The 12545-nt window shown below is 68.8% G+C and carries 14 protein-coding genes; 8 read left to right on the plus strand and 6 right to left on the minus strand.

Annotation, left to right across the window (positions count from 1 at the left end; translation table 11 throughout):
- Positions 1-91: 91 nt before the first annotated feature.
- Both ACWGE0_RS37575 and ACWGE0_RS37580 read right to left on the minus strand, forming a co-directional pair.
- Complete coding sequence (locus ACWGE0_RS37575) at positions 92-940, minus strand: ATP-grasp domain-containing protein (protein ID WP_452265637.1); 849 nt, start codon at positions 938-940, stop codon at positions 92-94.
- Positions 937-1227, minus strand: a complete 291-nt coding sequence (locus ACWGE0_RS37580; RefSeq protein WP_452265638.1) for a hypothetical protein — start codon at positions 1225-1227, stop codon at positions 937-939. Before ACWGE0_RS37580 ends, ACWGE0_RS37575 begins: the two co-directional genes overlap by 4 nt.
- 36 nt (positions 1228-1263) lie before the next feature.
- Between ACWGE0_RS37580 and ACWGE0_RS37585 the strand changes: the two genes are divergently transcribed.
- Together ACWGE0_RS37585 and ACWGE0_RS37590 are read left to right on the plus strand one after the other, a co-directional pair.
- On the plus strand, positions 1264-2850 hold the full coding sequence (locus ACWGE0_RS37585; protein ID WP_452265639.1) for a DUF885 domain-containing protein: 1587 nt from the start codon (positions 1264-1266) through the stop codon (positions 2848-2850).
- Between the two features lie 82 nt (positions 2851-2932).
- Positions 2933-3874 (plus strand): quinone oxidoreductase family protein, encoded by a 942-nt coding sequence (locus ACWGE0_RS37590; protein WP_452265640.1) that lies wholly within the window; start codon positions 2933-2935, stop codon positions 3872-3874.
- Positions 3875-3963: 89 nt separating this feature from the next.
- Here the strand turns inward: ACWGE0_RS37590 and ACWGE0_RS37595 are convergent, their stop codons facing one another.
- Positions 3964-4485 carry an FKBP-type peptidyl-prolyl cis-trans isomerase gene (locus ACWGE0_RS37595; RefSeq protein ID WP_452265641.1) on the minus strand — a complete coding sequence of 174 codons (522 nt, stop codon included), beginning with the start codon at positions 4483-4485 and terminating at the stop codon, positions 3964-3966.
- Positions 4486-5044: 559 nt separating this feature from the next.
- On the opposite strand from ACWGE0_RS37595, the gene ACWGE0_RS37600 reads away from it, so the two are divergent.
- Genes ACWGE0_RS37600 through ACWGE0_RS37615 form a run of 4 tightly spaced genes read left to right on the plus strand, consistent with a single transcriptional unit; the run spans position 5045 to position 7735 of the window.
- Complete coding sequence (locus ACWGE0_RS37600; RefSeq protein WP_452265642.1) at positions 5045-6058, plus strand: hypothetical protein; 1014 nt, start codon at positions 5045-5047, stop codon at positions 6056-6058.
- 6 nt (positions 6059-6064) lie between these two features.
- Positions 6065-6712, plus strand: coding sequence for a hypothetical protein (locus ACWGE0_RS37605; protein WP_452265643.1), 648 nt, complete (start codon positions 6065-6067; stop codon positions 6710-6712).
- 49 nt (positions 6713-6761) lie between these two features.
- Complete coding sequence (locus tag ACWGE0_RS37610) at positions 6762-7412, plus strand: HD family phosphohydrolase (RefSeq protein WP_452265697.1); 651 nt, start codon at positions 6762-6764, stop codon at positions 7410-7412.
- A gap of 29 nt (positions 7413-7441) precedes the next feature.
- Positions 7442-7735, plus strand: coding sequence for a hypothetical protein (locus tag ACWGE0_RS37615; protein ID WP_452265644.1), 294 nt, complete (start codon positions 7442-7444; stop codon positions 7733-7735).
- Here ACWGE0_RS37615 and ACWGE0_RS37620 read toward each other — a convergent pair.
- On the minus strand, positions 7719-7967 hold the full coding sequence (locus ACWGE0_RS37620) for a three-helix bundle dimerization domain-containing protein (protein WP_452265645.1): 249 nt from the start codon (positions 7965-7967) through the stop codon (positions 7719-7721). The genes ACWGE0_RS37615 and ACWGE0_RS37620 overlap by 17 nt on opposite strands.
- Positions 7968-8085: 118 nt before the next feature.
- Here ACWGE0_RS37620 and ACWGE0_RS37625 point away from each other — a divergent pair, with 118 nt between their 5' ends.
- Positions 8086-8892 carry a hypothetical protein gene (locus ACWGE0_RS37625; RefSeq protein WP_452265646.1) on the plus strand — a complete coding sequence of 269 codons (807 nt, stop codon included), beginning with the start codon at positions 8086-8088 and terminating at the stop codon, positions 8890-8892.
- Positions 8892-9569 carry a hypothetical protein gene (locus ACWGE0_RS37630; protein ID WP_452265647.1) on the plus strand — a complete coding sequence of 226 codons (678 nt, stop codon included), beginning with the start codon at positions 8892-8894 and terminating at the stop codon, positions 9567-9569. Before ACWGE0_RS37625 ends, ACWGE0_RS37630 begins: the two co-directional genes overlap by 1 nt.
- A 1-nt stretch (position 9570) precedes the next feature.
- Here ACWGE0_RS37630 and ACWGE0_RS37635 read toward each other — a convergent pair whose 3' ends face one another.
- Together ACWGE0_RS37635 and ACWGE0_RS37640 are read right to left on the minus strand one after the other, a co-directional pair.
- A complete protein-coding gene (locus ACWGE0_RS37635; protein ID WP_452265648.1) occupies positions 9571-11484 on the minus strand; it encodes a hypothetical protein in 1914 nt (637 codons plus the stop codon).
- A 22-nt stretch (positions 11485-11506) separates the two neighbouring features.
- A complete protein-coding gene (locus ACWGE0_RS37640; protein ID WP_452265649.1) occupies positions 11507-12439 on the minus strand; it encodes a heme o synthase in 933 nt (310 codons plus the stop codon).
- Positions 12440-12545: the final 106 nt, after the last annotated feature.

Here is a 12545-nt window from a genome sequence, read left to right on the forward strand (position 1 = left end):
TCCTCATACTAGATCGTATGGGGGCGCGGGGGCGGCACCACGAGGCGCCCTGCTGAGCGTGAATTCACCGCCAACGGTTCGAGTCACGCCACTAGGACCGGGACGCCGCTTCCTGGATCGCCTTGCTGAACCGGGACGCGGCCTCTTCGGTGGTGAGCTTGAAGCCCAGCGACGGCTCGGTCAGCTCGAGTTCCAGCAGCAACGGCGAGCCGTCCGGACCTTCGACGACGTCCACGCGGGCGTAGAGGAAGTCACCGCGCCGCAACGAGAGCAGCTCGGCCGCCACGTCGAGGACCTCGTTCGCGAGCTCGACCTGCCGCGGGGTCGGCTCGATGCCGCGCAGCTTCTCCTCGACGTAGAGCCCCGACTCCGCCTCGGCCAGGCCCTGCGCCAGCATCGGTCCCTTGTGGAACGAGTGGGAGTACTCGCCCGCGAAGAACACCAGTGCGGTCTCGCCGTGAGCGTCCACACTGGACTGGTAGGGCTGCACCAGTGCGGTGACGCCGAGAGCGCCGAAGTGCTCGCGGGCCTCGGTGTGGTCGGTGAACCGGCCGGCGCCGCGCGAACCCGCGCCCACTGCGGGCTTCACCACGAACTCGCCGTCCGGGAAGACGGGTTCCTCCCCTGGCCGCACGACGGTGGTGGGCACGACGGCCACACCGCGCGCGGCGAGTTCCACGAGGTAGGACTTGTCGATGTTCCAGCGAACCACCCGCAGCGGGTTCGCCAGGGCAGGCACGCTCTCGCACCAGGCCAGGAACTCGTCCAGGTGGTCGGGGTAGTCCCAGGTCGTGCGCAGGACCACCAGGCCGGCCTCGACCTCGCCGCCCCACGGCTGCCACACGACGTCGATGCCGTCCTGCTTCAGGACGTCGACCAGCGCGTCCTCGTCGCCGTCGCCTTCCGGCAGTGCGGCGCACGAGGCGAGCACGACCTTCATGACTGCATCTTGGCCATCTTGCGGCGGTGTGCGGAGCCGATCCGGGTGGCGGCGGTGGTCTCTCGGTCCCACTCGGACTGCTCGACGTCGGCGGCGGCTTCGACGGCCTTGGTGGCGGACTCGACGTCCTTCGCCATCACGTCGCCCATGGCACCGTCCGCGCCGACCAGCACGATCCGCGCGCCGGCCCGGCCGATCGGTTCTACGACCGCCCTGACCGCCGTTCCCGGCTTGCCGTGGGCCTTCACGAACTCGGCGATGCGCTTCTGCGTGGTTTGATCAGACACCCCCACACTGTAAAACCACCGGGTAGCTTCAGTCGGGTGACCACCGACACGCTGACGTCGTTCCTCTCGTGGTACTTCGACCACCACCCCGCCCACGCGGCGCAGGTCGGCTCACTGGAGCACTACTCGACGTTCGGGGACTTCTCCGCGACGGCGTTCGAGCAGCGGGCCAGGGACAAGGGCGAGTGGCTGGCCCGGCTGGAACCGTTGCCGAGGTCGGTGGACCGCGATCTCGCGCTGTCGGTGCTGCGCGGCTCGCTGGCGGCGGAGACGTGGCCGGGGTGGCGGCGTGACCCGCACGAGTACTCGGGAATGGTCTTCTTCGGACTGCTCGCGCCGTTCCTGCACCGGTTGCTGCCCGAAGCCGAACTCGTCGCGTGCGCCATCGCGAAGCTGCGTGAGGTGCCGGCGGTCTTCGCCGCCGCCGAGGCGAACCTCGACGCGTCACTGGCGTCGGCGCTGGTCGTGCGACGGGCGGGCGACCAGGTGAAGACAGGGCGTTCGTTCGTGCTCGACTCGCTGCCGCTGGAGGTGTCCTCCCCCGAACTCCGCGCGAAACTCGTCGAGGCCGCCGTGCCCGCCGCCGAGGCGTTCGACCGGCACGCGGTGTTCCTGGACGACCTCGCTCTGCGGGCCGGTGGCGACTGGCGGATGGGCGAGAAGCTCTACTCGACTCTGTTGCAGGACAAGGAGTTGCTCGGGTACGGCGCACCGGAGCTGCACCAGCGCGGGCAGGACGCCTACGCGTCGCTGGAGGCCGAGCTGATCGAACTGGCGGGCTCCGCGGACTGGCGCACGGTGATGAGCTCGCTGCAGGACGACCACCCGCCGACGCTGGAGGCGATGCGCGCCGAGTACGAGGCCGAGACGCAACGGGCCCGTGCGGCGCTGGTCGAGCACTCGCTGGTGACACTGCCCGAGGGCGAGGAGTGCAGCGTCGTGCCGTCGCCGCCGTTCCACCGGGCGATCATGGCGGTCGCGAGCTACCTCGGGCCTCCGCCGCTGACGTCCAGGCGGGCCGGCTACTTCTTCGTGCCGTTCACGCCGGACAACGCCACGGACGAGGAGATCACCCACCGCCTGCGCACCAACGCGCGGCCGCAGATGCCGACGATCTCGGTGCACGAGGCCTACCCCGGCCACCACTGGCACTCGGCCTGGGTGGCGGCGCAGGGCTCGGCGCACCCGCTGCGGAAGGTGTTCCGGACGTCGTACTTCTCCGAGGGCTGGGCGCTGTACTCGGAGAAGCTGCTGCGGTCGGTCGGCTACTACACGACCAAAGCCTCGTTGATGGGACACGTCGAGGCACGGCTGTTCCGTGCGGCGCGCATGGTCGTCGACACGGCATTGCACTGCGGCGACATGACACCGTCGGAAGCCGAGTCGTTCATGGTGGCGCGCACGGCCCTGACGCCGGGCACGGCCGTTGGTGAGGTCAAGCGGTACTGCGCGTGGCCGACGCAAGCGCCGTCGTACCTCACCGGGGCGTTGGAGATCGACCTGATCCGCGACGAGTACCTGGCTGCGGGGCTGGGGGCGTTGCGCGACTTCCACGACCGCATCGCCGGGTCGGGCGCGCTGCCGCTCGGACTCGCGCGCCGCGTGGCGCTGGGCGAGGACTGACGGCATCGTTCTCAGGTGCTGGGACCGGGAACATCGCGGTCCCGGCCGGGGTTGACCGGGTTGAGTCGATCAAGGAGGACAGATGCCCAAGGCAGTGGTGGTGCGTTCGGCCGGCGGCCCGGAGGTGCTGGAACACTCCGACGTGCCGTCGCCCGTGCCCGGTGACGGCGAGCTGCTGGTGAGCGTCGCCGCGGCGGGCGTCAACTACATCGACACCTACCAGCGCAGCGGTCAGTACGCCGTGCCGTTGCCCACCGCGCTGGGCCTCGAGGGCGCGGGTGTGGTCGTAGCCACGAACTCTTCCGAGTTCACCGTCGGCGACCGCGTGGCGTGGATGACCGTGCTGGGCAGCTACGCGTCCGAGGTCGTGGTGCCGGCCGCGTCCGCCGTGCGGGTGCCCGACGGGTTGGACGTGGAACTCGCCGCGGCTGCTCTGTTGCAGGGCATCACCGCGCACTACCTCACGCACTCGACGTACGCCGTGAAGGAAGGCGACCGGGTGCTGGTGCACGCGGCGGCCGGTGGCGTCGGGTTGCTGTTGACGCAGTGGGCGAAGTCGAAGGGTGCTTTCGTCGTGGCGACCGTGTCCACCGACGAGAAGGAGGCGCTGGCCCGCGAGGCCGGCGCGGACCAGGTGCTGCGGTACGGGGACTTCGCGTCGCAGATCGAGAAGGTCGACGTCGTGTACGACGGCGTGGGGCGCGACACGTTCGACCAGTCGCTGGCGTCGCTGAAGCCGCGCGGTCTGCTGGCGCTGTTCGGGGCGTCGTCCGGGCCGGTGCCGCCGGTGGATCCGCAGCGGTTGAACGCGGCGGGGTCGGTGTTCCTCACGCGTCCGTCGACCGGGGCGTACCTGCTGGACCGCGAGGAGTTCGAGTGGCGGGCCGCGGACCTGTTCGGGGCGATCGTGGACGGGACGCTGAACATCCGGATCGGCGGGCGGTACAAGCTGGAGGAGGCGGCGCAGGCGCACACGGACCTGCAGTCGCGCCGGACCACCGGGAAGCTGCTGCTCCTGCCGTGACGCCGTGAATTGACGCCGTGAACTGACGCCGTGAAGAGCGGTGCGGAAGGCCCCCGACCGTTGACCGGTCGGGGGCCGTTCTCGTGTTGTCAGGCGGCGGGGGTGACCTTCACGCCGTCGATCACGAAGACGAGGGTCTCGTTGGGCTGGACGCCCTGACCGCCCTGGCCGTAGCCCTTGGCCGGCGGCACGACGAGCAGACGGCGGCCCTTCTCCTTGAGGCCGACGATGCCCTCGTTCCAGCCGTCGATGACCGGCGCCTGGCCGACGTTCTCGACGTCGTACGGCTGGCCGCGCTCGAACGAGCTGTCCAGCACCTTCTTGTCGGAGAAGGTCGTGAGCTGGTAGTTGACGGTGGCCGTCGTACCCGCCTTCACCTCGGCACCGGTGCCCTGCACCAGGTCCTTGATGATGAGCTCGTCGGTGGGCTTGCAGGCGGGGATCTCGACCTTGGGCGCCGAACCGAACTCGCCGGTGACCTTGAAGTCGTCGGCCTTGCAGGGGGAGGTCGGCGCGCCGGAGCCCGTCGAGGGCTGGGCCGAGCTGCCGCAGCCCGCGAGGCCGGTGGCCGCTACGAGCGCCAGGGACGCGATGAGCAGGACGTTACGCATGGTGGGTGAGCGTATTCGGAGGGGTGTTAGCGGGGTGTAGCAGGTCGCCGCGCGGTGGTCACTCAGGTCCGTGCCGCGTGTGGTCGTGTGGGCCGATGCCGCGTGTGGTCGCGTGTCGCGACTGGCGCCGCGATGCGATTGGGGCCGCCACCCATCGAGGCGAGGTCTTCACGGCTCGCTTCGGATCGCCACGCGGGGTGCGCGGGCCCGGCCGGCGGCGTTTCACCCCGCCTGGCCGCCGTCCACGGGAGGGCCGGGGGCTCCTCCTGGCGGGCGAACGTGGGCAGGCGCCGAGCGGGCTAAGACACTCGGCGTGAGTGCGGTCGGGCGGGTGGGTCACCCTCATCCGACTCGTTCGGCGCCCTCTGCGACAGGGCGTCACCGAAGTGCACGAGTGCGGGCCGACAGCTGGTCTCAAAGGCGGTTATTCCGGGACTAAATGTCGCACGAATAGCAGCTTCCTTATCTTTTGACCGACGCGTACAGTAACTCCGCGCACTTGATCGGACACCGACCGCATTCGTCCGTTCGGGTAGCGGCCGTTGAGGTGACCCAGGAGGTGGGACACGTGTCCGCGGAGGCCGGAGGCATCCGCAGCAACCTGATCCAGGAGTTGTTCTGGACTCGGACCGGGTTGCTCCTCCTCATACTCGTCGTGACGTCGGGTGCGTCGCTGGCCATTTCCAGTCAAATGGATTCCGGGGCAGGGAGAAACTTCCTGACGGCGTTGGGCACGGGCACGCTCATTTCCGCGGTGGTGAGCTTCACGCAGACGTTGATCACGTCGAGAGCTACGCAGAAGGCTCTACTCACGCCGGTTGTCGAGGAGACCCGCAAGGCTCTCGAGGAGCTCAGTGCGGAGTATCGGGCGCTGGACCGGGAGTTCTTCCCCAGTCACGTGTTCGAGCCGACGGCCAAGCCCGATCCGGTGTTCAACCAGCTCATGATGCAGGACCTGGAGCGGACGCGGCTGTACTGCTTCCGCGGGTTCGCCGGGCGGTACGCGGCGGGCAGAGTGCTGCTCTCGCAGACGGAATGCGAGCTCAGGGCCGTGCTGGCGGATCCGCGCGACGACAACGCGATCAGCGGCCGGGCGCGGTACCTGCTGCGCAACGAAGGCGCCGACGGCGACTACGACGAGATCCAGACGCGGCTCAAGGAACAGATCGGCATCGGGCTCGTCGGGCTCTACTCGGCGCGCAGCCGGTGCACGAGGATCGACGTCACCATCGTTTCGGATCCACCTCTCGACCGGCTCGAGTTGTTCGACGACTCGGTCTGGATGACGCTCTACAGCAACACCGCCGGAGTGCTGAGACCATATCCGCGGACGCTCAGGTTCACCGAGAGCTCGTTCCTGTACTCGATGGAACGCGCCGAGTTCCTGCGGATCAGCAATTCCCGGGCCGGCTACCACTTCGTCATCACGCCAGGTACGTCGAGAAACGACTTTCTGGCGTTGTACGAGAAGATCACCGGCGACACTCTCAACGCGGACGGGTTCAAGGAACTGGAAGAGAAGTTCCACGCATTCCGTCGCGAATTCTCCACATCCGCTCAGTTGAGGAGCTGATCGATCTTGCTAGCCGAGTTCACCGGGTTGTCCGCACTCGAGGAGCTCGCCGCTCGGGTGAAACGCGCCGAATTTCCCGTCGTGGACCACTGGACCGAAGTCGGTTCATGGTTTCGCGAGTGGGCTTCCCGGCCGGATCTGCGCAAAGAGCTGCGTGCGTACATCGACGGGCTCACCCCGCAGGAGGCGACCTGGGTCATCGCGCATTCCCGTGAGACGACGACGCACTTCGCGTGGTGCTTGAGGGACGAATCGGACGAACCGTTCACGTTCTGGTTGCACGAGTACAAACCGCTGACGGACTGGCGCGCCGGCTACGCGGACTCGGTCCACAACCACCGATACCACTTCTGCACCACCATCCTGAGCGGCGCCTATCTGCACGAACGTTTCGACGCCCGGCTCGGCCTCGGCGGACGGACGATCGTCGCCACGGAGCTCACGAAACGCACTCAGTGCACCGAAGGCACCACCGGCACGTTGCTCGCGCACGAGTTCCACCGCATCCCACGGGCGGCGGAGGGGACGATGACGTTCCTGGTCAAGTCCCGCGCGGTCACGCCGTGGAGCCTCAGCTACGACCCGGACACCGGGATCAGCCACCGGCACGTGCCGGTCGAGGACCGGTTGGAGGATCTGACGAACAACCTGTAAACGCCCTGCGGCACGCTTACCATCAGCCCACCCGGTGGGAGGGCTGATGATGCGTACGCGCACAACGATTCCTAGGGCTGTCATCGCGGACGTGGAGCAGCGCGTGAGGCGGCTGTGCGAGGACCTGGCCGCGAAGCTGCAGTTCCACGGCTGGCACCACGTGAGCTTCGTCCGCGACAAGTCCGTGCACTTCGCCGGGCGCAACGGCGCCGCGCGGGACGTGGTCGAGGTCGCCGCCCTGGTGCACGACCTCAACTACATGGTCCGCCGCAACTCGCTGCCGACCGACGGCGAGGCGTTGCGCCGCAAGGTCCTCTTCGTCGCGGGTGTCTCCCAGGGCGACATCGAGTGGATCGAACGGATCGTGGTCGAGGCCGAGATGCGCACCCGCGGCCGCGACATCTCCCTGGAGGCGCAGGCGCTGTCGGACGCCGACACGCTGTTCAAGGCGCTCCCCGTCACCCCGGTCGTGCTGGCGCACAAGTACCTCCAGGAGAACGGCATCACCCTGCGCGAGCTCGCGTACAAGATCGTGGGCGAGCAGGTGGGCAAGGCCGACGACGGCTACTACTTTTACGACGCGGAGGCCGCCGCGACCTACACCAAGTGGGCCGAGACGAACCTTCTGTTGTGGAAGTGCATCGTTGAGTCCCTCGACGACCCGTGCGTCGAGGACCTGCTGACCAAGGTGGCGTCCTGAGCACGTTCTTCATCAAAGACGGCGAATCCGTGGTCGCCGGCGACTACAACGCACGCGAAGCCGTGGTCGTGTGGCACGAGGTGTTCAACGGCGTGTGGGAACCGCAACCGGAAGACAGCGTGTTCCCACTCCCGGACGCACTGGTGGCGCAGCTCGTCAAAGCAGACCCCGCACGCATGCACGACGTCGCACTGAGCTGGGCGCCCCTCGTCGACATGGGCTTCCACGAGGCGTTCGCGCACCTCAGCGAGCTGTCAAAACTCGCGCGCACGGCCGTGAGCCGAGCCCAGCACGTCTACGTCGAGGTCACCGAGCCGGCGTGAGCCCAGCCTTCTGCTGAGTCGGCATCTGCACACCAACGGCCGTGAGCACCAGCTCGCGAGCGGCACGGCGCACGGTCAACACGGCGAGATGAGCGTGCACGGTCGACGTGCGGCTGAGACCCTCGTACGCGGCTGCGGCGGCCTCGAAGATCTCGTGATCCGAGACCTGGTCACCGAAGCGGCCGGTCAGTTCCTCGATCGCCCGACGTAGTTGTACCTCCGAGTTCAGCATGCCCAGCACAACGGACCACGAGGCACCGGCGGTTCACCCCGTGATCCTCTTGAGACGACGATTCACCCGCCAGGAGGCGTTACGACCGGGCGTCGGGAGACGTTGTCAGAGGGTGGGGATGAACGAATCTGACCAGGTCCGCAACGAGATCGCCGACAACGCCGTGATCATCGGGCCGGTCGTGCAGACCGGCACCTTCTCCGGGCAGATCCACCACCACGCGGCACCGAGGCAACCACTGGACCTGCTCACCCTGCGGCAGTGGGTCGAGCACATCGCCGCCGGGCAGGACCAGCACGCGCGCCAGCTGGATCAGGTACGAGCCGCCGTGGCCGACCCCTCCACGGCGGACGCGGTGCGGCGGCTCATGATCGCCGGCATGGTCGGCTACCTCGCCCGGCCGGGTGCACCGCCCGACCGGCCGGTAGCGGCCCAGATCGTGCTCGACCTCGTCGTCTTCGCGCTGTGGCCCGTGGTGACCGCGAAGAAGCTGCCGCCGGGCTGGGAGGGTCAGCTCGCCCAGCTCACCTCACCCCGGCTCGCGGTGCTGGTGCAACGCGCCCGCGAACAGCCTCCAGCTCCCGAGGAGTTCGCGCGCACCCTGGCGAGCAGGTCGTTCACCTCCGCGACGGCCATGTTGTTCGACGACCTGGCCGACCCCCGCCGCGGTGGCGCGTTGCTGACCGCGATGGCTCTCGCCGGTGGGCTCGAAGCACCGCCGACCGCACGTGGCGCGGGCAGGAAGGTCGCGGTGTGGGCACTCGTCATCGCGGGTGGCGCCACGCTCGCGCACGCACTGCGGCACACCGACTCACGGGCCACCCGGATCCTCGGAGAGGTGATGGTGGACCTGGCGACCGGTCCTGGTGATCCGCTCGACCTGACCGACGTCGCGGCGGACCTGGTGGATTGGTTGTTCGGCTGATGGACTTCGCGCTCGACACCCTGTTGCCCGCCCTGCAACTCGCGGTCAAGGTCACCACCGCCGGGTCGCTGGTGATGTACCTCGCGACCCTCGGCAACCCCCGATCGCTGCGCGAGTCGCTGGTGACGTTGCACGGCCTGAAGACGTGGCCGCCGACCGCGCTGTTCCGCTGGCGCAGGCAGGAACCGCGGGACGGCTACGAGGTCACCGCGTACAACCGGGACACCGACGAGGACAACACGCTCTTCCCGGTCTTCCACCTGGCCAAGTGGTGCCCGACCTCCCTGCTGTGGCCGAAGAGGAGGCAGCGGACCAGGGACGCGATGCTGCGGACCGCCCGGATCACGCTCGGGATCAAGGTGGTCTTCCTCGTCGCGTTCTTCCTCGGCTCGTTCGCCGCGCTGGTCTGGCTGACGTTCACCCACGACTGGCGCTGGGTCGTCCCGCTGATCGTGCTCGTCTTCCACCAGCTCGCGTACTACGTCTCCAACACCTTCTTCCACTGGCTGAGGTGGGGGCGCCTGCTGGTGATCACCACCGGTTGCTGGCTGTACCTGCAGGGCGGTGTCAACGAGACGGCGGCGATCGTCGCGGTCGGCACGATCCTCTGCGGGGCGATCCTGACCAAGTGGCAGATGGTCGAGAACCAGAACTACCTGAACGCACGGCAGCGGTAGATCAGCGCAGCCGCAGATCCGCGCCGGCGTGCAGGGTGTAGGCGAGGCCCAGGACGTTGCCGCGGCCGAGCATCTCCCAGCGGGTGCGCCGCAGCGCCTCCCCCGCCGGCATCCCCTCGGCCAGCCGGGCCAGCAGCATGCCGCTCACCCACCCGGCCATGCCCTGGTCGACGGCCACCTCCGGGCAGATCACGCCGGCGGCACCGGCCTGGTTCACGAAGGCGTCCACCAGGTCCGACGACGGTGAGGTCGTCACGACCAACGGCCGGTGCGGCCACGGGTCGATCTCCACGGCCTCCAGCACGCCCTCGTCGTAGACCAGGTGCACGACGTCCGCGCGTTCGTCCTCCAACGCCCGTGCCAACCCCGACGGACTCACGTACGCGGAGGAGATCGACTCCGGCGGCAGGAACGACATCAGCTCGGCCACGTGCCGCTGGGTCAGCGTGCGGTCCAGCGCGGGGTCGACGGACATCGCCACCTCGACCGGACGCGCACCGGGGGCCACCCGCCAGGCCAGCGGTCCCGCCGGGTGCTCCAGCACGCTCGACAGTCCCCAGAAACCGAAGGGGCACAACACGTTCCCGCTGTGGTCCGGATCAGGGCACTGCGCGGGCACCGGTCCCCCGGCCCCGAACGGCCCGAACCGCGCCACCGACGCGCACACCCGATACGGCCCTTCGGCGAACGGCAGGTCGTACACGGCGGCCCACGGCACGCTCGTCCGACCGGCGACCGTGATCACGCCGCCGCGCCGGACCACCGCACCGTCGGGGAACAACATCGCGTGCAGCGCGGCACCCCGCACGGCGGCCGCGGCGAGATCCGCGCAGTACGACGGGAAGTCCTTGCCGTACCAGGGATCCAGGCCCGACACCGGCGGCAGCGCGCCGGCATCGTCCAGGCTGATCCACGACGGCACGCCCCCGGTTGCCACCAGCGCGCGCTCGCCGAGCACCAGGATCGACGACACCCGCGACGACAGCGGTGCGAGGTCGGCGAACGTCCGCGACAGCCGGAACCTCAGCCGCGCCTGGGACTCGCCCGCACCGACCGGCAGCACGACGTGCTGGACGTGCACCGGCACCGCGCCGCGATAAACGACCAGCTCACCGGCCCACGGCACGGACGCGTACGGCGTGGTCACCGGGAAGCTCACCCACGGGCTCGACCCCTCCGCCGGCAGCACGAACGACTCGGCCTGCACCTCACGCCCGGACATGCCGAGCACCGCCCGCAGCTCCAGGTCGCCCGGCAGCGCGGCGGCGTGGGCGCCGACGTGGACCCACATCTCGTACTCGGCGCCGGGCCGCAACGTTCCCGCGATCCCCTCGGTCGCACCGGGCAGCGCGACCACGACGGTCACCGCGCGGTCCTCTACGACCACCGGTTCGGGCAGCGCGGTGTAGCGGACCAGCCGGCGCCGCTCCAGCTCGCGGAACTGCCAGACGACGTCCTCGACCCTGCCCTCACCCGAACCGGTCGGCACCGCGAGCACCACGTGCGGGGCGCTCCACCCCATCAGCACCGACGCGGAGTCCACTCCGGACACCCACGTGTGCACCGCGGTGAACAGCAGGACCGGCCTGCCGAGCCCGCGCAGCGCCTGGACGACCGGAGCGGTGTCCCAGGCACGCGTGTCGTGCAGCGCCACGACGTCACCGGGCACGTCCGTGATCGACGGCAGCTGAGAGGCGGACGGGAAGTGCCTCAGGTCCAGCACGGCGAACTTGAGCGCCCGCACCCGTGTGGCGACCGTGGTGGACGCGGCGTGACCAGGGACGAGACCCTTGCTGACCAGCGCCCATCCGCCCGGATCGGTCAGGACCAGGAGCGACTTGCCGGGGACGAAAGCGGCGGCGAAGTCCAGTGGTGAACCTTCACCGCCGGTGACGGTGAACTCAACGGGCGCCACAGCCGTACGCCTGGAGGTGCAGCTAGAACGGCCAGCCAAGCACCGGCAACCCGACCACGGCGTCCACGGCGAGACCGCAGAACACGAGCATCAGGTAGAGGTTCGACATGTGGAAGAACTTCATGGTGTTCGTGGACCCGCCACGACGCACAACGTTGTGCAGCTTGTGCGCGAAGACGGCGAACCACACGCCGGACAGGGCCGCCACGGCCACGTAGATCCACGAGGTGACGGGAGCGAGAGCGAGCGTGCAGACGACGGTGATCCAGCTGTAGATCACGATCTGCCGCGTCACCTGCTGAGCTGTGGCCACCACCGGCAGCATCGGCACGCCTGCGCGGGCGTAGTCCTCCTTGAACTTCATCGCGAGGGCCCAGGTGTGCGGCGGCGTCCAGAAGAAGATGACGCCGAACATGACCAGCGCCGGCCACTCCACGGTGCCCGTCACCGCGCTCCAGCCGATGATGACCGGCATGCAGCCCGCCATGCCGCCCCAGATGATGTTCTGGGAGGTGCGGCGCTTGAGCACCAGCGTGTAGACGAAGATGTAGAAGAGGATCGTCGCGACGGCGAAAGCGGCCGACATCAGGTTGACGAAGATCCACAGGAACGCGAACGAGACGATTCCGAGCACGATGCCGAAGATCAGGGCGTTGCGCGGCGGAATGGTGTTCTGCGCGAGCGGCCGGGCCGTGGTCCGCTTCATGACCGAGTCGATGTCGGCGTCGACGAAGCAGTTGAGGGCATTTGCCGACCCCGCGGCGAGGGTGCCGCCGGTGAGCGTGCAGGCGATCAGCCACAGCGGCGGGAGGCCGTGCTGGGCCAGCAGCATCGCCGGGATCGTGGTGATCAGCAGGAGCTCGATGACCCGCGGCTTGGTGAGTGCCACGTAGGCGCCGACAACCTGGCGAGGCGACCTGGTGGGGGCCTCGGCAACGAGACTGTCAGCACTCATCGCGGGAACGCTCCTGGCAGTGGAAGTGGTGGGAATTCCAGCGACTGATGGTAACCGCGCACAGAATTCACAGCCCGTTTGGGTGCTGGTGTGCCTGGGCACACAC

The organism is Lentzea sp. NPDC054927, from assembly GCF_053610285.1.